Genomic DNA, 19,409 nt, shown 5'->3' on the forward strand with positions numbered 1-19,409 from the left:
ATACTCGACCAGGCAAACATTTACTTACATCCGGACATAAATGTGACTAAGAGCACATCAGGATGGAACGCAATTTCACTCAGGAAAAACGTATGAGCACACAATCAAGCGGTCTGTTCGCGCGCCTGGCGCAGGGCAGCCTCGTTAAACAAATTCTGGTCGGGCTGGTGCTGGGTATTCTGCTGGCGATGGTGTCAAAACCTGCGGCGGAGGCCACAGGGCTGCTCGGTACCCTTTTCGTTGGCGCACTGAAGGCCGTGGCGCCGGTACTGGTTCTGATGCTGGTCATGGCGTCGATTGCCAACCACCAGCACGGACAAAAAACCAACATTCGCCCCATTCTGTTCCTTTATCTGCTGGGAACCTTCTCGGCTGCCTTAACGGCCGTGGTGTTTAGCTTCCTGTTCCCGTCCACGCTGCACCTGACCAGCGCGGCCGGTGACATCACGCCGCCATCCGGGATTGTCGAAGTGCTGCGCGGACTGCTGATGAGCATGGTTTCTAACCCCATCACCGCGCTGATGAGCGGAAACTACATTGGCATCCTGGTCTGGGCGATTGGTCTGGGCTTCGCGCTGCGTCACGGTAACGACACCACGAAAAACCTGGTCAACGATCTGTCCAACGCCGTCACCTTTATGGTGAAGCTGGTGATTCGCTTTGCGCCAATCGGCATTTTCGGGCTGGTCTCCTCTACGCTTGCAACCACCGGTTTCGACGCGCTGTGGGGCTATGCGCAGCTGCTGGTTGTGCTGGTCGGCTGTATGCTGCTGGTGGCGCTGGTGATTAACCCGCTGCTGGTGTTCTGGCAGATCCGCCGCAACCCTTATCCGCTGGTGCTCACCTGTCTGCGCGAGAGCGGCGTGTATGCCTTCTTCACCCGCAGCTCTGCGGCGAACATTCCGGTGAACATGGCGCTGGCGGAGAAGCTGAACCTGGACCGCGATACCTATTCCGTATCGATCCCGCTGGGTGCAACCGTGAACATGGCGGGCGCGGCAATCACCATTACCGTGCTGACCCTGGCGGCGGTGCATACGCTGGGTATTCCGGTGGATCTGCCAACCGCGCTGCTGCTGAGCGTCGTGGCGTCGCTGTGTGCCTGTGGTGCATCCGGCGTGGCGGGCGGTTCGCTACTGCTGATCCCGCTGGCGTGTAATATGTTCGGCATCCCGAACGAGGTTGCAATGCAGGTCGTGGCCGTCGGCTTTATCATCGGCGTACTGCAGGACTCCTGCGAAACCGCGCTGAACTCCTCTACCGACGTGCTGTTTACCGCAGCGGCCTGTCAGGCGGAAGACGCGCGTTTAGCGAAGAACGCCCTGCGAGGTTAACAGCAAAACGGCAACCCTGAGGTTGCCGTTTTTAGTGTTTGTAGCCTCTCTCCGTGGGAGAGGCTCAGGGTGAGGGCATCTGGCCGCACCGATTAAAGCGTCACACCACTCTTAAAGATCGCCAGCTCGCGGAAGTCGTTCTTCTCGTTACAGGTCTGCTTGCCGTTAGCAAATTCCACGATAGTGTCCACGAACTCCGTCAGCAGCTGCGGCATGGCTTTGCCGTGAATCAGCTGTCCCGCATTAAAGTCGATCCAGTGCTTTTTCTTTGCCGCCAGCTCGCTGTTGGTGGCGATTTTCACCGTCGGCACAAAACCGCCGTACGGCGTGCCGCGACCGGTACTGAACAGCACCATATGGCAGCCGGCACCCGCCAGCGCGCTGGTGGCGACCGCATCGTTGCCCGGTGCGCTCAGCAGGTTCAGACCGTGCGTTTTCAGGCGCTCGCCGTAGCGCAGAACGTCGACCACCTGGCTCGCGCCCGCTTTCTGGGTGCAGCCGAGGGATTTCTCTTCCAGCGTGGTGATCCCGCCCGCTTTATTGCCCGGCGACGGGTTCTCGTAAATCGGCTGATTGTGGGCGATGAAGTACTGTTTAAAGTCGTTCACCATGGTGACGGTCTTCTCAAAGGTCTCTTCGTCGCGGCAGTGGCTCATCAGAATACGCTCCGCGCCGAACATTTCAGGCACTTCGGTCAGCACCGTCGTGCCGCCGTTGGCAATCACGTAATCCGAGAAGCGGCCCAGCATCGGGTTGGCGGTAATACCGGAAAGGCCATCAGACCCGCCGCACTCCAGCCCAAACTTCAGCTCGCTCAGCTTGCCCGGCTCGCGCCTGTCGTGACGCATCACCTCATAAAGCTGGTGAAGCTGTTCAACGCCCGCTTCCACTTCGTCGTCCTGATGCTGGCACACTATAAAGTGCACGCGCTGAGGGTCAAACTCACCCAGCGTCTCGCGGAAAGCGTCCACCTGGTTGTTCTCGCAGCCGAGGCCGATCACCAGCACCGCGCCCGCGTTCGGGTGACGCACCATGTTTTGCAGCATGGTGCGGGTGTTAATGTGGTCGTCACCGAGCTGCGAGCAGCCGTAGGTGTGGCTGAACAGATGCACGCCGTCAGTCCCTTCGGCGTTGTTTGTCTCTTTCAGAAAACGCGTCTGGATCTGACGCGCGATGCCGTTGACGCAGCCGACGGTCGGGAGGATCCACAGCTCGTTGCGGATCCCCACGTCACCGTTGGCGCGACGGTAGATCTGCACCTCACGATCCGCCGCCTGACGCTCTTCCGCGGGTAAATCAGGTTGATAGCTGTACTCGTCCAGATCGCTCAGATTGGTGCGGGTATTGTGTGAGTGAATGTATTCACCCGGCGCAATATCCGCCAGCGCATGGCCGATGGGCAAACCGTACTTCACCACGTTCTCCCCTTTCGCAATGGGGATCAGGGCAAACTTGTGTCCACGAACGATCGCCTGACGCAGGGTGACGCTCTGGTTATCAACGGTCACCACGTCGCCTTCAGCGAGATCCGTCAGCGCGACGGCCACGTTATCCAGCGAATGGATTTTGATGTATTGCATATCAACCTCAAACGGCCTTAGTTCAGTTCAATGGCGAAGTAGTCACGCGCATTGTTAAAGCAGATGTTTCTCACCATTTCGCCCAACAGCTGGATATCCGCTGGCGCTTCGCCCGCGTGTACCCAGCGGCCAATCATCTGGCACAGAATGCGGCGGAAATATTCATGACGGGTATAGGACAGGAAGCTGCGGCTGTCGGTCAGCATGCCGACAAAGCGGCTCAGCAGACCCAGCTGGGCAAGCTGCGTCATCTGACGCTCCATGCCGTCTTTCTGATCGTTAAACCACCAGCCGGAACCGAACTGCATCTTGCCCGGCATCCCTTCGCCCTGGAAGTTGCCGACCATGGTACCCAGCACTTCGTTATCGCGCGGGTTCAGGCAGTACAGGATGGTTTTAGGCAGCAGATTTTGTTCGTTCTGTTTGCTCAGCAGTTTTGACAGCTCTTCCGCCAGCGGACGGTCGTTGATGGAGTCGAAGCCTACGTCAGCACCGATCAGTTTGAACTGGCGCTGGTTGTTATTGCGCAGCGCGCCAATATGGTACTGCTGTACCCAGCCGCGACGCGCGTATTCCGCACCGAGGAATACCAGCACCGCCGTTTTGAACTGCGCCACTTCGTGCTCGCTTAAGACTTCGCCAGAGAGACGACGCGCCAGAATGCTGTCCAGCTCGGCTTCGTTTGATTCCGCAAACAGCACCACGTCCAGCGCGTGGTCAGACACTTTACAGCCGTGCGCCGCGAAGTGATCCAGACGTTTGGTCAGCGCGGTTTGCAGATCGGTGAAACGACGGATGTCGGTATCCGACACTTCCGCCAGCTTCGCCATGTAGTCGGTGAAGGTGGCCTGCTCAATGTTGAAGGCTTTGTCCGGGCGCCAGCTTGGCAGCACTTTGATATCGAAAGAGGTGTCTTTCGCGACAACGGCGTGATGTTCCAGGGAGTCAATCGGATCGTCGGTGGTGCCCACCATCTTCACGTTCATCTGCTTCATGATGCCGCGCGCGGAGAAGTTATCCTGCGCCAGCAGCGCATTGCAGCGATCCCAGATTTCATCCGCGGTCGTTGGGGAGAGCAGCTTGCCGGTGATGCCAAACGGACGGCGGAGTTCAAGATGGGTCCAGTGGTAGAGCGGGTTGCCGATGGCGTGCGGAACGGTTTCCGCCCAGGCGTCAAACTTCTCGCGGTCGGTCGCATCGCCGGTACACAGGCGCTCAGCCACGCCGTTGGTGCGCATGGCGCGCCATTTGTAGTGGTCACCCTTCAGCCAGATGTCATACAGGTTTTTGAAGCGATAATTTTCGGCAACCTGCTGCGGCGGTAAATGGCAGTGGTAGTCGAAAATCGGCTGATCTTTTGCATAGTCGTGGTAAAGGCGGCGAGCAAATTCGGTATCTAACAGAAAATCTTCGGTCATAAACGGCGTCATTATCGTCTTCCTCATTACGGGAGCGCAGAAAGCGTATGTTCATATGCTGCAAAGTTATCACACCAATTTCCACCAACCGAAGCTTTTTTCGTGAGTGAGATCAATAAACGCCAACAAATAAATTACCCTCAATGGAGTAAACCCTTCTGTAGACCGCGCCAATTCTGGCTTTGCGCGCGAAGATTAATGTCCCCACAAAGAATCATACATTTGTGATGTCACTCACCTTTTAAAGTTGTATGACAAGTTATCTTTTCGCCGTCGCAAACACTCAGCCGACGGAATGCATTACCGGTGTGAGAGACATCGGGTTTAACGGTACGGATACCGACTTATGCACGCTTACTTATGGCAAGGTTCGGGCCGTTCCGGGACATGCTCCTGGTTACGCCCCTCCCGTTACACAACTGCTCCCGGAAACGGTTGAGAGGTTGCCGTGCTCTGGCGCGGAAATAACATAACGATGAGGTTTTAGATGCGTAAAATTAAAGGGTTACGTTGGTATATGATCGCACTGGTGACGTTAGGCACCGTGCTGGGCTACCTGACGCGTAACACCGTGGCAGCAGCAGCGCCAACGTTGATGGAAGAGCTGCATATCTCCACGCAGCAATACTCCTACATCATCGCCGCCTATTCCGCGGCTTATACCATCATGCAGCCTGTTGCTGGCTATGTGCTGGATATTCTCGGTACCAAAATCGGTTATGCCTTCTTCGCCATCGCCTGGGCGGTGTTCTGCGGCGCAACCGCGCTGGCAGGCAGCTGGGGTGGACTGGCGCTGGCGCGCGGTGCGGTCGGTGCGGCAGAAGCCGCGATGATCCCGGCGGGTCTGAAGGCCAGCTCCGAGTGGTTCCCGGCGAAAGAGCGTTCCATTGCGGTCGGCTACTTCAACGTGGGCTCGTCCATCGGGGCGATGATAGCGCCGCCGCTGGTGGTGTGGGCCATCGTGATGCACAGCTGGCAGATGGCGTTCATCATCTCAGGCGTGCTGAGCTTTGCCTGGGCGATGGCGTGGCTGGTTTTCTATAAACACCCGCGCGATCAGAAAAAGCTCTCTGAAGAAGAACGCGAATACATCATTGGCGGTCAGGAAGCGCAGCATCAGACCAACAACGGCAAAAAAATGACCGTCTGGCAGATCCTGGGCACCCGTCAGTTCTGGGGTATCGCTCTGCCGCGTTTCCTGGCTGAACCAGCCTGGGGGACCTTTAACGCGTGGATCCCGCTGTTCATGTTTAAAGTCTACGGCTTTAACCTGAAAGAGATCGCGATGTTCGCCTGGATGCCCATGCTGTTCGCTGACCTGGGCTGTATCGTGGGCGGCTACCTGCCACCGCTGTTCCAGCGCTGGTTTGGCGTGAATCTGATCGTTTCCCGTAAGATGGTGGTGACCATGGGCGCGCTGCTGATGATTGGCCCGGGCATGATTGGCCTGTTCACCAGCCCGTATGTCGCCATTGCCCTGCTGTGCATCGGTGGCTTTGCTCACCAGTCCCTGTCCGGGGCGCTGATAACGCTCTCGTCTGACGTCTTTGGTCGTAACGAAGTGGCAACCGCCAACGGCCTGACCGGCATGGCCGCCTGGACCGCGAGCACCATGTTTGCACTGGTGGTCGGCGCGCTGGCGGATACCATCGGCTTCAGCCCGCTGTTCGCGGTGCTGGCGATCTTCGACCTGATGGGTGCGGTGGTTATCTGGACGGTGCTGAAAAGCAAATCGGCAGAGGAACTGGCGAAAGAGTCCCTCGGGAAACCGGCGACGCAGAGTTAGCGAAAATACGTTTCGCCGAAGCCGCCTCCGGGCGGCTTTTTTAATGGCAAAATCTGGAGAGTGGCACGCAAAAGTGGTATAACAAATCATCTGCCGTACCCTGCCTGGAGCGCATATGGAAATCACCGAACCACGTCGTTTGTATCAACAACTTGCTGCGGAGCTAAAAGATCGCATCGAGCAAGGAGTCTATCTTGTCGGTGATAAACTTCCCGCCGAGCGCTTTATCGCGGATGAAAAAAGCGTGAGCCGCACGGTGGTGCGTGAAGCAATTATCATGCTGGAAGTGGAAGGCTACGTTGAGGTGCGCAAAGGCTCCGGCATTCACGTGATTTCTAATCTGCCGAAACACTCTCCCGTCGCGGATGAAAGTCTTGAATTCGCCAGCTATGGTCCGTTTGAGCTGCTCCAGGCTCGCCAGCTGATCGAAAGCAATATTGCTGAGTTTGCGGCGACGCAGGTGACCAAGCAGGACATCATGAAGCTGATGGAAATCCAGGAGAATGCCCGTAAGGAAAAATGTTTCCGCGATTCAGAGTGGGATCTTCAGTTCCACGTTCAGGTCGCCCTGGCAACCCAAAATACGGCCCTGGCGGCAATCGTAGAAAAAATGTGGACTCAGCGCGTTCACAACCCGTACTGGAAAAAACTGCACGACCATATCGATTCCCGTACCGTCGACAACTGGTGCGACGATCACGACCAAATCCTTAAGGCCCTGATTCGTAAAGATCCGCATGCCGCCAAGCTGGCGATGTGGCAGCACCTGGAAAACACCAAGCAGATGCTGTTCAACGAAACCAGCGATGACTTCGAATTTAACGCTGACCGCTATCTTTTTGCCGATAATCCTGTTGTTCATCTCGATACGGCGTCCAGTGCCGCAAAATAGATGACCTTTCTGCTGGCAGGCGCTACGTCGCGCCTTCCGGCTTCAGTGGGTAAGCAAAACATATATAGTGTCAGCCTTTGTAAATCCCCTCGCTCACTTCCTGGGCTTACGCCAAAATCAACTCACGCCTGCAAAATCTGTGACGCAGAACGTTGGGCTTTGTTACAATTGGATTCAATTCCTTATTTTGTAAGTTAGTGCTTGCTAACCAGCCAATTAACAGGGAACAGTGTTGGCCACACCGCAATGTGTCCGCGAGCGACCATAATGAAATCACAACAATGTCGCCGTGCTGTTTGTCCCGGATAACAGGCGTGACGTTAACCGATTTCCAGGAACACTGAATGGAACTTTTGACCCAACTACTGCATGCCCTCTGGGCGCAGGATTTTGAAACGCTGGCCAACCCTTCCATGATTGGCATGCTCTATTTCGTCTTGTTTATGATCCTGTTCCTTGAGAACGGTTTGCTGCCTGCAGCCTTCCTGCCCGGTGACAGTTTGCTGGTGCTTGTCGGCGTGCTGTGCGCCAAAGGGGCGATGGCGTTTCCACACACCATTTTATTACTGACCGTTGCGGCCAGCCTCGGCTGCTGGGTGAGCTATATCCAGGGACGATGGCTGGGCAATACCCGGATCGTCCAGAACTGGCTCTCGCACCTGCCTGCCCATTATCACCAGCGGGCGCACCACCTTTTCCACAAGCACGGGCTTTCCGCACTGCTGATTGGCCGCTTTATCGCGTTTGTACGCACCCTGTTGCCGACCATTGCCGGTCTGTCGGGGCTGAGCAGCGCGCGCTTCCAGTTCTTTAACTGGATGAGCGGCCTGTTATGGGTGCTTATTCTGACGACGCTCGGCTATGCGCTGGGTAAAACCCCGGTCTTCATGAAATATGAAGACCAGCTGATGTCCTGCCTGATGCTGCTGCCCGTTGTGCTGTTGGTCTTCGGCCTGATTGGCTCACTGGTCGTGCTGTGGAAAAAGAAATACGGAGCCAGAGGCTAACGATGGCTATCTCACCGCTCGCCCTGCGCCGTTTTGCCGTTGCCGTGATTACGCTGATCGTCCTCAGCGCCATGCTGCTTGCATGGAGCGCGCTTTCGCATCAGGAATCGACGCTGGCCATCCGCCCGGTAAACCAGGGCGCCAGCGTGCCTGACGGTTTTTCCGTCTGGCATCATCTGGATGCGAACGGGATCCGCTTTAAGAGCATTACCCCGCAGGACGATGTTTTACTGATCAAGTTTGATTCCCGTGCGCAAAGTGCCGCCGCGAAAGTGGTTCTCGACCGTACGTTGCCGCACGGGTATATCATTGCCCAGCAGGAAGATGAGAGCCAGCCTGCAGCCTGGCTCTCATTGATTCGCGATACGTCGCATCGGTTCGGATAACTTCCAGGATTCCGAATCTTTTCACTCACTTTGGTGAATCCCCCGTTTACTTACTATGCTTAAGTACGCGGAGCACCCCTCAATGTACTCCGCATAACTTTGGATAGCGGCTTATGCCGCCACACAATGGAAGGTTTCGATAATGAAATTCCGCATGACTCTGGCTCTGGCCCTTTTTTCTTTAAGCACAGCATCCTTCGCAAACTCTCTCTGTCAGGAGAAAGAACAGGATATTCAGCGTGAGATCGGTTATGCCGAAAAGCATAACAATCAGCACCGTGTTGATGGTCTTAAAAAAGCGCTTAGCGAAGTGAAAGCGAACTGTTCAGACAGCAAGCTTCGTGCCGACCACCAGAAAAAAATCGCTGAACAGAAGGACGAGATAGCCGAGCGCCGTCGCGACCTGCAGGAAGCGAAAGAGAAAGGGGATGCGGAAAAAATTGCCAAGCGCGAGAAGAAGTTGAAAGAAGCGCAGGATGACCTGAAAGCGCTGGAAGCTCGCGATTATTGAGTTAACGGAAATCTCAACAGGAGAGAGAATCATGTCAAAAGATACGACGTCTGAACATCTGCGCGCTGAACTGAAATCCCTGGCCGATACCCTTGAAGAGGTGCTGAACTCCTCTGCTGACAAGTCAAAAGAAGAGGTCAGCAAGCTGCGCAGCAAGGCGGAGCAGGCGCTGAAAGAGAGCCGCTATCGCCTGGGTGAAACCGGTGATGCGCTGGCGAAACAGACCCGCGAAGCGGCTGCCCGCGCGGACGAATATGTGCGTGATAATCCATGGACGGGTGTAGGGATTGGTGCCGCAGTGGGTGTGGTACTGGGTGTCCTTCTGACGCGTCGCTGATATGGAAGATCCTCGTCACGCACAAGGGCCTGCTAACAACGTCCTCGGCATCGGCCAGCGTATTTTAACGACGCTGGTCGGGATTGCCGAAACGCGCGTCCGGCTGGCAGTGGTCGAGCTGGAAGAGGAGAAAGCGAACCTCTTCCAGATGCTGCTGATGCTCGGACTGACCATGCTCTTCGCCGCGTTTGGTCTGATGAGCCTGATGGTGTTAATCATCTGGGCCATTGACCCGCAGTATCGTCTTAACGCGATGATTGCCACCACCGTCGTTCTGCTGGTCGCAGCGTTGATAGGCGGTATCTGGACGCTGCGTAAAGCGCGCAAGTCCACTTTCCTGCGCCATACGCGTCAGGAGCTGGCGAACGATCGCGCTCTGCTGGAGGATGACAAGCCGTGAGCGATAAAGCGGAACGTCAGAAGCGAAAAGCGTACCTGTTAAGTCAGATCCAGCAGCAACGGCTGGATCTGTCTGCCAGCCGCCGCGACTGGATTGACGCGACGCGACGGTTTGACCGCGGCTGGAACACCTTCCTGAGCCTGCGCTCATGGGCGCTGGTCGGCAGCAGCGTGATGGCTATCTGGACGGTTCGTCATCCAAATATGCTCATCCGCTGGGCACGCCGTGGATTCGGTGCCTGGAGCGCCTGGCGTCTGGTGAAAGCCACGTTGCGACAGCAGCAGCTGCGGTGATAAAAGCAAAACGGTAACTCAGGTTACCGTTTTTTGTTTTTGCGCCCTCTCCCCGTGGGAGAGGGTTGGGGTGAGGGCACCAGCGCGCACGCCCATTACTCAATATCTTTGAAGAAGATTGACAGTTTTCCTTGCTAACAATTACCACCCGCCCCGTTTATTATCCTCTCCATCGACAGCAACGCCGCGGTATCTACCCGGAATTGCAGACAAATAATGTTCAGCCGCTGATGTGGTTTCCTGGAGAGTAAAATGAAAAAATTAGAAGATGTTGGTGTACTGGTAGCGCGTATTCTGATGCCAATTCTGTTCATCGTGGCAGGTTGGGGAAAAATCACCGGTTATGCGGGTACCCAGCAGTATATGGAAGCCATGGGCGTTCCGGGGTTCCTGCTGCCGCTGACCATTCTTCTTGAGTTCGGCGGCGGCCTGGCGGTACTGTTCGGCTTCCTGACCCGTACCACCGCACTGTTTACCGCAGGCTTCACCCTGCTGACAGCGTTCATCTTCCACAGCAACTTTGCGGAAGGCGTGAACTCTCTGATGTTCATGAAAAACTTGACCATCGCGGGTGGCTTCCTGCTGCTGGCCGTCACTGGCCCGGGCGCATACAGCATCGACCGCGTTCTGAATAAGAAATGGTAAGCACGCTATACTGAATGAACACAAAGCGAGGAGACATCTCCTCGCTTTTGCTATCTGACGGAGGAGAAAAAATGGGACAACTCGTAGACGGCGTATGGCAGGATGTCTGGTATGACACCAAATCCACCGGAGGTCGCTTCAAGCGCTCAGTTTCGGCCTTCCGTAACTGGCTGACCGCCGACGGTGCGCCGGGCCCGAGCGGCGAAGGCGGCTTCGCGGCTGAGAAAGACCGTTATCATCTTTATGTTTCGCTTGCCTGCCCGTGGGCACACCGCACGCTGATTGTGCGCAAGCTTAAAGGTCTCGAAACCTTAATTCCGGTTTCGGTCGTGAACCCGCTGATGCTGGAAAACGGCTGGACGTTTGACAGTGATTTCCCCGCGGCGACCGGCGACGATCTTTACCACCACGATTTCCTTTACCAGCTCTATCTGCGCGCCGATCCTCACTACACCGGGCGCGTTACCGTGCCGGTGCTGTGGGACAAGAAAAACCAGACGATTGTCAGCAATGAGTCTGCGGAAATCATCCGCATGTTCAATACCGCCTTTGACGCGCACGGCGCCCGTGCCGGAGATTACTATCCGGTTGAGCTGCGTGAGAAAATTGACGAGCTGAACAGCTGGATTTACGACAACGTCAACAACGGCGTCTACAAGGCCGGTTTCGCCACCAGCCAGGAAGCGTATGACGAAGCGGTCGGAAAGGTGTTTGAATCGCTTGAGCGTCTCGAGCAGATCCTGGGCCAGCATCGCTACCTGACGGGCGATCGCCTTACGGAAGCGGATATTCGCCTGTGGACCACGCTGGTTCGCTTCGATCCGGTCTATGTCACCCACTTTAAGTGCGACAAGCACCGCATCAGCGATTACCTGAACCTGCACGGTTTCCTGCGCGACATCTATCAGATGCAAGGGATCGCCGAAACGGTCGACTTCGACCATATTCGCACCCACTATTTCCGCAGCCACAAAACCATCAACCCAACGGGCATTATCTCCATTGGGCCGTGGCAGGATCTGGATGAACCTCACGGGCGCGACGTCCGATTTGGCTAAATATTTAGGGCATCACCAGATGCCCTTTTTTAATTCACAATCTCCATCTATCCTTACCTCGATCGCTTAAAAAACAAGTGATTGACTGACTAATGAGGCAAGGAAAATGGACTGGTATTTAAAAGTACTGCGTAACTACATTGGATTTGGTGGCCGCGCCCGCCGCAAAGAGTACTGGATGTTCGTTCTGGTGAACTTCGTCCTGATTATGGTGCTGGGCATCGTGGATAAAATTCTTGGCTGGGAGCGGGCTGGCGGTGAAGGCGTACTGACCACCATCTATGGCCTGTTAGTCCTGCTGCCATCGTGGGCGGTACTGTTCCGTCGGCTGCACGATACCGATCGTTCGGCGTGGTGGTTGCTACTTCTGCTGATCCCGATTGTGGGCTGGATCGTGATTTTGATCTTCAACTGCCAGAGCGGGACGCCGGGCGAAAACCGCTTTGGTCCGGATCCTAAAATCGGCGCGTAAATTACTGCCCGGTGGCGCTTACGCTTACCGGGCCTGTACGCTTATTTGTTGTGGTGCGCAAAGAGCTTTGGAATTTCTCGCAGGCACCACGATTTGGCTTCGCCCATGCTGTCGCGACGCCACGCCATAATGATATCCACTTCGCTGGTGTACTCCGGGCTCACGACCCGCAGTCGCCCTTCCGCAATATCTTTTTCCACAAACGGGTACGGCATTGTCGCCACGCCCAGACCGGCCAGCAGCGCCTGCCTTTTATCTTCCAGCGAGGTCACCGTCAGGCGAGGCTGTTTATCCAGCAGCTGCACCGTCAGCACCGGACGCTCGCGCGCGGTATCCGCGACCGCCACTCCGCGATACTTCACGCGCGTCACTTCAGAGAGCGGCTCCGGCTCCTGATGAATCGGGTGGTTGGGTGCGGCAACGTAAACGTTCATCACGCTGTAGAGCTTGCGCGAGTTGATTTCCGACGATGAGCGGAAGTGCATGTCCGGGGCGATGACAATATCCGCCCTGCCCGTCTCCAAACGTTCCCACGCGCCTGCCAGCACCTCGGTGATGATGGACAGCTGCGTATTAGCCTTCGCCGCCAGGCGGTCCACCAGCGGGAACAGCGCTTCAGTCGGCACCAGCGCTTCGGTAACTAACGTCAGATGGGTTTCCCAGCCGCGCGCCAGCGCTTCGGCGTCCGTCGTGAGCTTGTCCGCCGCTTCCAGCAGCACGCGGCCGCGCTCCAGCAGCATTCGCCCCACGTTGGTGAATTTTGTTCGATGACCGGAGCGGTCAAACAGCACCACGTCCAGCTCTTCCTCCAGCTTCTGCATGGTGTAGCTTAGCGCAGACGGAACGCGCCCCAGTTCATCTGCCGCCGCCGCAAAACTGCCGCGCCGGTCAATCGCGTCCATGACGCGAAGCGCCTCAAGCGTCAATGCTCTCTCTTTAGCCATCTCGTTCTCATTCAGGAAATTTGAACATACCGGGCAGAATATCTGGCTAACAATGCAGCGTCCATACCTTTACCATTGTTTTAGTGTAAAGAGAGGTCAAGTTTATGATTACGACAAGAACAGCTAAACAGTGCGGACAAGCCGATTTCGGTTGGCTGCAGGCCCGCTACACCTTTTCCTTTGGACACTACTTTGACCCTAAACTCCTCGGTTACGCTTCATTGCGCGTGCTGAATCAGGAAGTGCTCGCCCCGGGCGCCTCCTTTCAGCCGCGTACGTACCCGAAAGTCGATATCCTGAACCTGATCCTGGAAGGCGAGGCAGAATACCGCGATAGCGAGGGCAATCATGTCCAGGCAAAGGCTGGCGAAGCGTTGTTAATTTCCACGCAGCCGGGCATCAGCTACAGCGAGCATAACCTCAGCAAAGATAAAACGCTGACCCGCATGCAGCTGTGGCTGGACGCCTGCCCCGAGCGGGAAAATCCGCTGGTACAGAAGTTAGATTTAACGGGCGATAAACAGCAGCTGATTGCATCACCGGACGGCAGTAAAGGTAGCCTGCAGCTGCGCCAGCAGGTGTGGCTGCATCACATCGAACTGAAGAAAGGTGAACAGGCGAGCTTCCAGCTTCATGGTCCGCGCGCCTATTTACAGTCTATTCACGGTACGGTACATGCGGTGACGCACACGGAAGAGAAAGAAGCGCTCACCTGCGGCGACGGGGCGTTTATTCGTGATGAAGCGAATATAACCCTGGTGGCGGATACGCCGCTTCGCGCGCTGCTGATTGATTTGCCTGTTTAGAAAATACTCACACTCTTACCCTCTCCCAATGGGAGAGGGAACCGATCGAGCCACGGCATAATCATCCGGCGCTGTTCACGACGTACGAAATCACTCTGCCAGCGCGTTAGCCATATCGGTTCTAATCTGCTTACGCTGTTCCGGCGTCAACACCTGGCTGACGTCGAAGTAATATTTCACGCGGTAATAGCGGGTCTGCTCTTCAATTTTGCTAAAGGCAGCAAGCTGGCTTTTCACCGTGCTTTCGTCCCATTTACCCGCCTGGAACATGTCGATCAGCGCGCCGTCCTTCACTCCCGTCATCGGGATCTTGCTGACATTTTGTTCCAGCTGCTTATGCAGATCTTCAATCTTTTTAACCTGCTCATTGCTGAGCTTCAGGTGCTGTACCAGCGGATCCTGCGAGGGAGACGGGGCAGCCTCAACGTTCGCGGCCTGTACCGTAAAACTGCACACTGCCAGCGAGGCGGCGACCAGCGCAATACGGGTCATTTTCATCATCTTACTGTCCTTACATGCTGTGATAGGGAAAAGCAGGCGTATTGTTTTTCAAGAGCGGATGAATATGTGTGAGTAATTATATAAACAATTTTGTATGTTAAGCGGGCAAAAAAATGCCCCCTGCGTTGAGGGGGCATGAGAGCTCACTTTTAGATAGATTGGGTAAACGTTCGCGAAATCACATCCTGCTGCTGCTCGCGCGTCAGGGCGTTAAAACGCACCGCATAGCCTGAAACGCGGATCGTCAGGTTCGGGTAATTCTCGGGATGCGCGATGGCATCGAGGAGCATTTCCCGGTTCATGACGTTGACGTTTAGATGCTGCCCACCCTCAATGGACGCTTCGTGATGGAAGTACCCGTCCAGCAGCCCCACCAGGTTGGTTTTGCGCACCAGCTCGTCCTTGCCCAGCGCCTGCGGCACGATGGAGAAGGTGTAGGAGATCCCGTCTTTCGCATAGGTGAACGGCAGCTTGGCCACCGACGTTAGCGAGGCCACGGCCCCTTTTCTGTCGCGGCCGTGCATCGGGTTCGCGCCTGGGGCAAACGGCGTGCCGCCGCGGCGTCCGTCCGGCGTGTTCCCGGTCTTCTGGCCGTACACCACGTTGGAGGTGATGGTCAGGATCGACTGGGTAGGCACCGCGTTGCGGTAGGTTGGCAGCGCCTGAATTTTCTTCATAAAGCGCTCCACCAGATCGCAGGCGATACTGTCCACGCGGTCGTCGTTATTGCCGTACTGCGGGTAGTCCCCTTCAATCACGAAATCGACCGCCAGACCGGTGTGGTCGCGCACCGGCTTCACCGTGGCGTATTTAATGGCCGACAGGGAATCCGCCGCCACCGACAGCCCGGCAATGCCGCAGGCCATGGTGCGATAGACGTCGCGGTCGTGCAGCGCCATCAGCGAGGCTTCGTAGCTGTACTTATCATGCATGTAGTGAATGAGGTTCAGGGCGCTGATGTACTGCACCGCCAGCCAGTCCATAAAGTGATCGAGGCTCGCCATCACGGTATCGTAATCCAGCACGTCGTCCAGCAGCGGCTCGGTTTTCGGGCCGACCTGGATCTTCAGCTTCTCGTCCACCCCACCGTTGATCGCGTACAGCAGCGTTTTGGCGAGGTTGGCGCGCGCGCCAAAGAACTGCATCTGCTTGCCGATCACCATCGGGCTGACGCAGCAGGCAATGGCGTAGTCGTCGCTGTTGAAGTCCGCACGCATCAGATCGTCGTTCTCATACTGCAGCGAAGAGGTGACGATCGAAACCTGCGCGGCGTATTTCTTGAACGCAATCGGCAGTTGTTCAGACCAGAGGATCGTCAGGTTCGGCTCCGGCGCAGGCCCCATGGTGTGCAGGGTATGCAGATAGCGGAAGCTATTTTTGGTCACCAGCGTGCGGCCGTCCAGCCCCATGCCGCCAATCACTTCCGTCGCCCAGATCGGATCGCCGGAGAAGAGCGTGTCGAACTCCGGCGTGCGCAGGAAGCGCACCATTCGGATCTTCATGATGAAGTGGTCGATCAGCTCCTGCGCTTGCACCTCATTCAGGCGCCCCGCCTGCATGTCGCGTTCAATGTAGATATCGAGGAACGAGGCCGTGCGCCCCAGCGACATCGCCCCGCCGTTCTGGGATTTCACCGCTGCCAGGTAGGCAAAATAGACCCACTGCACCGCTTCCTGAGCGCTCATCGCCGGACGCGAGATATCAAAGCCATAGCTGGCCGCCATCTGCTGGATCTGCAGCAGCGCGCGCCTGTGCTCCGCCAGCTCTTCACGCAGGCGGATCGTCGCCTCCAGATCTTCACCGCGCTCCAGCCTGCCCTGCAGATCGGCAAACTGCAGTTCGCGCTCGCGCACCAGATAAGCGATCCCATATAGCGCCACGCGGCGATAGTCGCCGATGATGCGTCCGCGCCCGTAGCCGTCCGGCAAGCCGGTCAGCACGCCGGATTTACGGCAGCGCATCATCTCCGGCGAATAGACGTCAAACACCCCCTGGTTGTGGGTTTTGCGCAGGTCAGTAAAAAGGTATTCGAACTGCGGATCCATCTCCCGGCCATAGGCTTCAAACGAGCTGCGGATCATGTTGATCCCGCCATAAGGATGCAGCGCGCGCTTAAGCGGCTTATCGGTTTGCAGGCCGACGATCGTCTCCAGATCCTGGTCGATGTAGCCCGGACCGTGGGCCGTAATGGTGGTGGCGATGTTGGTGTCAAAATCCACCGGGGCGTGGGTGGCATTCTCCTGGCGAATGCCGACCATTACCTTCTGCCACAGCGCCGTCGTTGCTGGCGTCGCCTGCGCGAGGAAAGCTTCATCGCCTTCATAAGGGGTGTAGTTATGCTGAATAAAATCGCGGACGTTGACGGCGTTTTTCCATTCTTCACCGCGAAACCCGGCCCATGCGTCGCTGTAGGGCGCGACGCCCGTATCGATTGTTACTTTCATGTGTTTCTCGCTTTATCAGGCGTATGCCGCGGCCGGGGTAACCTTTCCAAGACGGAGGGCGTCCAGCGCGATCATTTTTTCTTCGTTGGTAGGGATAACCGCGCAGGCCACGCGGGACGATTCGGTGGAGATCACGCGCTCTCCCGCGCTCCCCGGCAGGGCATTTTTGGCGTCGTCGAGGATGATGCCGAAGACTTTCAGATGTTCCGCCACCAGCGCGCGGACAAGCTTCGAATTTTCGCCAATGCCGCCGGTAAAGACCACCCCATCCAGGCGGTGCAGCGACGCCGCGTGTCCGGCGATATGACGCGCAATGCGGTGAACAAAGGTGTGTATTGCCAGCTGCGCACGCTCGTTGCCTTCGTGCCAGGCTTTCTCCAGCGTACGTAAATCGGAGGAGATACCGGAGATCCCCAGCAGCCCGGACTCTTTATTGACTACGCGCTCCAGATCCTCGAACGACTGGCCGGTCTGCTGGGCAATCCACGCCATCGCGCCGAAGTCCACATCGCCGCAGCGCGTCCCCATAACCAGCCCTTCCAGCGGCGTCATCCCCATCGAGGTGTCGACGCTTTCGCCGTTGCGCACCGCGCAGATGGACGCCCCGTTGCCGAGATGGGCAATCACCAGGCCGCTGTCATCGGGGGACAGCCCGAGAAGCGTATGCGCCTGCGCGGCCACGTAGCGGTGAGAGGTGCCGTGGAAGCCGTAGCGGCGCACGCCCAGCTCTTCAAAATAGCGGTACGGCAATCCGTACAGATACGCCTGTGGCGGCAGCGTCTGGTGGAAGCTGGTATCAAATACCGCCACCTGCTGCACGCCCGGGAACAGGCGCTCTGCGGCTTCCACGCCGCTCAGGTTGGCGTAGTTATGCAGTGGCGCCAGCGGGGAAACCTGTCGGATCTGCGCGATCGCCTCTTCCGTAATCAGGGTCGACTCGCTGAAGAGGTCGCCGCCGTGCGCAATGCGGTGGCCAATTAAGGCCACGCTGCTAATCAGGTTACGCTTCTCCAGCTCCAGGGCGATGGCAGCCAGCGCCCCTTCGTAGTCCTGGTGAGCCAGTCTGGCCGGCTCACCCCCGTTCACGGAAATAAAGGCCTTCTCGGTGTTGATCCCATCTGCAATGCCCGTCATCAGGGCATCGCAGCTGCTGGCGTCGAGCACCGAAAACTTAACAGAGGACGATCCGCAGTTAATAACCAGTACAACCGGAAACTCAATCATCATGTGACTCCGCTCTTCCTGAGCAATGGGTTAGAACAGTTTGTAAACGATATTCAGAATGGTCAGCAGGCCGACCGCGGTAACGAAGATGTTCTCGGTACGCCCTTTGTATTTCGCCAGCGCCGGCGCTTTGCGGATGGCGTACATCGGCAGCAGGCACAGCAGAGAGGCGATGATTGGTGCGCCCATGGCTTCAATAAGGTCCAGAATGTTCGGGTTGGCGTAGGCCACAACCCAGGTGGAGCCCATGATGAACACCATGCTGATGGTGTTCAGCTTGCCAACGGAGACTTTCTTCTTATCGCCCTTGTAGCCGAACTTGAGGATCAGGCCGTTCAGCCCTTCCAGCGTGCCCAGGTAGTGACCGAAGAAGGATTTGAAGATAGCGACCAGCGCGATGATGGAGGCACCGTATTCGAGCACCGTCGCGAACGTCGATTTGGTTCCTGACATGGACGCAAAGTGGTTCGCCAGGTAAGAGAGCACCGGAATGTTCTGCGCCTTAGCGTCCGCCATGTTCTGCGGAGAGAGCGTAAACAGGCAGCTAAAGGCGAAGAACATCACCACGGCCACCATCAGCAGGCTGGCGCGACCGATGATTTTGGAACATTTCTGCTCGGTGAACGCTTTCCCGAACTCCGGCTCGTACTCTTCGCGCTTGGATACCACAAACGAGGAGACGATAGGCGAGAAGTTGAAGGAGAAGACCATGATGGAGATACCCAGCCACACCGTGACCAGAATGCCGTCATGACCGGTGAAGGCGATATCGCTCAGGTTGACCTGGTCAATCACCGCCGAGTTCCAGTAAGGGATCAGCGACAGGGAAATCAGCACAAGGCTGGCGATAAACGGGAACACCAGGAAGCTCATGACCTTCACCATCAGGTCTTTACCAAACCAGATAACAAAGGCCATCAGCAGCAGCAGGAACAGCGCCACCACGCCGCGGTTCAGCGCAGGCAGCTGGAGCTGGTTTTCCCAGAAGGTCATAAAGGTGTTGGTAATGGTGACGCCGTAAATCCACAGCAGCGGGCAAATGGCGAAGAAGTAGAGGAAGGTGATCACCACCCCGCCGGTTTTACCAAAGTGCTCTTCCACCGTTTCGGTAATGTTGCCGGAGACGTTGCTGCCGGAGAGGCACAAACGCGCCAGCGCGCGGTGGCAGTAAAACGCAATCGGGAATGCGAGAACCAACATCAGCAGGATAGGGATCAATCCACCAAAACCTGCGCGAATGGGGAAGAACAGCACGCCTGCGCCAATGGCGGTACCAAACAGGCCAAGCGTCCAGGTGGTATCAGACTTACGCCAGGAGGACGTTTTTGTCTGGCCAACGATAATGCTTTCTGTGTTGCTCATAGGTCACCT

At 56.7% G+C, this 19,409-nt stretch carries 20 protein-coding genes; 13 read left to right on the plus strand and 7 right to left on the minus strand.

Annotated features, from left to right (window positions below; genetic code table 11):
* The first annotated feature begins 92 nt into the window (after nt 1-92).
* Entirely contained in the window at nt 93-1,334 is a 1,242-nt protein-coding gene (gene sstT / locus ACOTZB_RS19360; RefSeq protein ID WP_047652756.1) for a serine/threonine transporter SstT, read from the plus strand.
* Between the two features lie 92 nt (nt 1,335-1,426).
* Here sstT and ACOTZB_RS19365 read toward each other — a convergent pair whose 3' ends face one another.
* On the minus strand, nt 1,427-2,914 hold the full coding sequence (locus ACOTZB_RS19365; protein ID WP_421628223.1) for a UxaA family hydrolase: 1,488 nt from the start codon (nt 2,912-2,914) through the stop codon (nt 1,427-1,429).
* 17 nt (nt 2,915-2,931) lie between these two features.
* Nucleotides 2,932-4,344, minus strand: a complete 1,413-nt coding sequence (gene uxaC, locus ACOTZB_RS19370; RefSeq protein ID WP_421628225.1) for a glucuronate isomerase — start codon at nt 4,342-4,344, stop codon at nt 2,932-2,934.
* Between the two features lie 475 nt (nt 4,345-4,819).
* Here uxaC and ACOTZB_RS19375 point away from each other — a divergent pair, with 475 nt between their 5' ends.
* From ACOTZB_RS19375 to ACOTZB_RS19425, 11 genes are all read left to right on the plus strand, one after another.
* Complete coding sequence (locus tag ACOTZB_RS19375; protein WP_023309287.1) at nt 4,820-6,118, plus strand: MFS transporter; 1,299 nt, start codon at nt 4,820-4,822, stop codon at nt 6,116-6,118.
* Nucleotides 6,119-6,233: 115 nt separating this feature from the next.
* The gene (exuR, locus tag ACOTZB_RS19380) at nt 6,234-7,010 is read left to right on the plus strand and encodes a transcriptional regulator ExuR (RefSeq protein ID WP_023309288.1); all 777 of its coding nucleotides are present in this window, start codon (nt 6,234-6,236) and stop codon (nt 7,008-7,010) included.
* A gap of 344 nt (nt 7,011-7,354) precedes the next feature.
* Nucleotides 7,355-8,017 carry a DedA family general envelope maintenance protein YqjA gene (gene yqjA / locus ACOTZB_RS19385; protein ID WP_023309289.1) on the plus strand — a complete coding sequence of 221 codons (663 nt, stop codon included), beginning with the start codon at nt 7,355-7,357 and terminating at the stop codon, nt 8,015-8,017.
* A 2-nt stretch (nt 8,018-8,019) separates the two neighbouring features.
* Nucleotides 8,020-8,403, plus strand: coding sequence for an EnvZ/OmpR regulon moderator MzrA (gene mzrA, locus ACOTZB_RS19390; protein WP_048974671.1), 384 nt, complete (start codon nt 8,020-8,022; stop codon nt 8,401-8,403).
* A 142-nt stretch (nt 8,404-8,545) separates the two neighbouring features.
* Nucleotides 8,546-8,914 (plus strand): DUF1090 domain-containing protein, encoded by a 369-nt coding sequence (locus ACOTZB_RS19395; protein ID WP_008503142.1) that lies wholly within the window; start codon nt 8,546-8,548, stop codon nt 8,912-8,914.
* Between the two features lie 31 nt (nt 8,915-8,945).
* Nucleotides 8,946-9,251 (plus strand): DUF883 family protein, encoded by a 306-nt coding sequence (locus ACOTZB_RS19400; RefSeq protein WP_008503141.1) that lies wholly within the window; start codon nt 8,946-8,948, stop codon nt 9,249-9,251.
* Between the two features lies 1 nt (nt 9,252).
* Complete coding sequence (locus ACOTZB_RS19405; RefSeq protein ID WP_014885329.1) at nt 9,253-9,651, plus strand: phage holin family protein; 399 nt, start codon at nt 9,253-9,255, stop codon at nt 9,649-9,651.
* Nucleotides 9,648-9,944, plus strand: a complete 297-nt coding sequence (locus ACOTZB_RS19410; RefSeq protein WP_014885330.1) for a YqjK-like family protein — start codon at nt 9,648-9,650, stop codon at nt 9,942-9,944. Before ACOTZB_RS19405 ends, ACOTZB_RS19410 begins: the two co-directional genes overlap by 4 nt.
* Before the next feature lie 252 nt (nt 9,945-10,196).
* A complete protein-coding gene (locus ACOTZB_RS19415) occupies nt 10,197-10,589 on the plus strand; it encodes a DoxX family protein (RefSeq protein ID WP_023294633.1) in 393 nt (130 codons plus the stop codon).
* Nucleotides 10,590-10,660: 71 nt separating this feature from the next.
* On the plus strand, nt 10,661-11,647 hold the full coding sequence (locus ACOTZB_RS19420) for a glutathione S-transferase family protein (RefSeq protein ID WP_257831597.1): 987 nt from the start codon (nt 10,661-10,663) through the stop codon (nt 11,645-11,647).
* A gap of 106 nt (nt 11,648-11,753) precedes the next feature.
* The gene (locus ACOTZB_RS19425) at nt 11,754-12,119 is read left to right on the plus strand and encodes a DUF805 domain-containing protein (RefSeq protein ID WP_023615581.1); all 366 of its coding nucleotides are present in this window, start codon (nt 11,754-11,756) and stop codon (nt 12,117-12,119) included.
* 41 nt (nt 12,120-12,160) lie between these two features.
* Here the strand turns inward: ACOTZB_RS19425 and yhaJ are convergent, their stop codons facing one another.
* Nucleotides 12,161-13,063: a DNA-binding transcriptional regulator YhaJ gene (gene yhaJ / locus ACOTZB_RS19430; RefSeq protein WP_008503135.1), complete on the minus strand. Its 903-nt coding sequence runs from the start codon at nt 13,061-13,063 to the stop codon at nt 12,161-12,163.
* Nucleotides 13,064-13,167: 104 nt separating this feature from the next.
* Here yhaJ and ACOTZB_RS19435 point away from each other — a divergent pair, with 104 nt between their 5' ends.
* Nucleotides 13,168-13,869, plus strand: a complete 702-nt coding sequence (locus ACOTZB_RS19435) for a pirin family protein (RefSeq protein WP_023309295.1) — start codon at nt 13,168-13,170, stop codon at nt 13,867-13,869.
* A 90-nt stretch (nt 13,870-13,959) separates the two neighbouring features.
* On the opposite strand, the gene ACOTZB_RS19440 is transcribed toward ACOTZB_RS19435, so the two are convergent.
* From ACOTZB_RS19440 to tdcC, 4 genes are all read right to left on the minus strand, one after another.
* Nucleotides 13,960-14,370, minus strand: coding sequence for a Spy/CpxP family protein refolding chaperone (locus tag ACOTZB_RS19440; RefSeq protein WP_023309296.1), 411 nt, complete (start codon nt 14,368-14,370; stop codon nt 13,960-13,962).
* Nucleotides 14,371-14,519: 149 nt separating this feature from the next.
* Nucleotides 14,520-16,814, minus strand: coding sequence for a formate C-acetyltransferase (gene pflB, locus ACOTZB_RS19445; RefSeq protein WP_421628230.1), 2,295 nt, complete (start codon nt 16,812-16,814; stop codon nt 14,520-14,522).
* 15 nt (nt 16,815-16,829) lie between these two features.
* Nucleotides 16,830-18,038, minus strand: a complete 1,209-nt coding sequence (gene tdcD / locus ACOTZB_RS19450) for a propionate kinase (RefSeq protein WP_421628295.1) — start codon at nt 18,036-18,038, stop codon at nt 16,830-16,832.
* 30 nt (nt 18,039-18,068) lie between these two features.
* A complete protein-coding gene (gene tdcC / locus ACOTZB_RS19455; protein WP_029739656.1) occupies nt 18,069-19,400 on the minus strand; it encodes a threonine/serine transporter TdcC in 1,332 nt (443 codons plus the stop codon).
* Nucleotides 19,401-19,409: the final 9 nt, after the last annotated feature.

This window comes from Enterobacter cloacae complex sp. SHL020, assembly GCF_049236945.1.
Taxonomy (GTDB): domain Bacteria; phylum Pseudomonadota; class Gammaproteobacteria; order Enterobacterales; family Enterobacteriaceae; genus Enterobacter; species Enterobacter dykesii.

What these genes read in the sequence shown, in the direction of transcription:
- sstT (WP_047652756.1), top strand. Translation starts at nt 93, where the DNA reads ATGAGCACACAATCAAGCGGTCTGTTCGCGCGCCTGGCGCAGGGCAGC.
- ACOTZB_RS19365 (WP_421628223.1), bottom strand. Translation starts at nt 2,914, where the DNA reads ATGCAATACATCAAAATCCATTCGCTGGATAACGTGGCCGTCGCGCTG.
- uxaC (WP_421628225.1), bottom strand. Translation starts at nt 4,344, where the DNA reads ATGACGCCGTTTATGACCGAAGATTTTCTGTTAGATACCGAATTTGCT.
- ACOTZB_RS19375 (WP_023309287.1), top strand. Translation starts at nt 4,820, where the DNA reads ATGCGTAAAATTAAAGGGTTACGTTGGTATATGATCGCACTGGTGACG.
- exuR (WP_023309288.1), top strand. Translation starts at nt 6,234, where the DNA reads ATGGAAATCACCGAACCACGTCGTTTGTATCAACAACTTGCTGCGGAG.
- yqjA (WP_023309289.1), top strand. Translation starts at nt 7,355, where the DNA reads ATGGAACTTTTGACCCAACTACTGCATGCCCTCTGGGCGCAGGATTTT.
- mzrA (WP_048974671.1), top strand. Translation starts at nt 8,020, where the DNA reads ATGGCTATCTCACCGCTCGCCCTGCGCCGTTTTGCCGTTGCCGTGATT.
- ACOTZB_RS19395 (WP_008503142.1), top strand. Translation starts at nt 8,546, where the DNA reads ATGAAATTCCGCATGACTCTGGCTCTGGCCCTTTTTTCTTTAAGCACA.
- ACOTZB_RS19400 (WP_008503141.1), top strand. Translation starts at nt 8,946, where the DNA reads ATGTCAAAAGATACGACGTCTGAACATCTGCGCGCTGAACTGAAATCC.
- ACOTZB_RS19405 (WP_014885329.1), top strand. Translation starts at nt 9,253, where the DNA reads ATGGAAGATCCTCGTCACGCACAAGGGCCTGCTAACAACGTCCTCGGC.
- ACOTZB_RS19415 (WP_023294633.1), top strand. Translation starts at nt 10,197, where the DNA reads ATGAAAAAATTAGAAGATGTTGGTGTACTGGTAGCGCGTATTCTGATG.
- ACOTZB_RS19420 (WP_257831597.1), top strand. Translation starts at nt 10,661, where the DNA reads ATGGGACAACTCGTAGACGGCGTATGGCAGGATGTCTGGTATGACACC.
- ACOTZB_RS19425 (WP_023615581.1), top strand. Translation starts at nt 11,754, where the DNA reads ATGGACTGGTATTTAAAAGTACTGCGTAACTACATTGGATTTGGTGGC.
- yhaJ (WP_008503135.1), bottom strand. Translation starts at nt 13,063, where the DNA reads ATGGCTAAAGAGAGAGCATTGACGCTTGAGGCGCTTCGCGTCATGGAC.
- ACOTZB_RS19435 (WP_023309295.1), top strand. Translation starts at nt 13,168, where the DNA reads ATGATTACGACAAGAACAGCTAAACAGTGCGGACAAGCCGATTTCGGT.
- ACOTZB_RS19440 (WP_023309296.1), bottom strand. Translation starts at nt 14,370, where the DNA reads ATGATGAAAATGACCCGTATTGCGCTGGTCGCCGCCTCGCTGGCAGTG.
- pflB (WP_421628230.1), bottom strand. Translation starts at nt 16,814, where the DNA reads ATGAAAGTAACAATCGATACGGGCGTCGCGCCCTACAGCGACGCATGG.
- tdcD (WP_421628295.1), bottom strand. Translation starts at nt 18,038, where the DNA reads ATGATTGAGTTTCCGGTTGTACTGGTTATTAACTGCGGATCGTCCTCT.
- tdcC (WP_029739656.1), bottom strand. Translation starts at nt 19,400, where the DNA reads ATGAGCAACACAGAAAGCATTATCGTTGGCCAGACAAAAACGTCCTCC.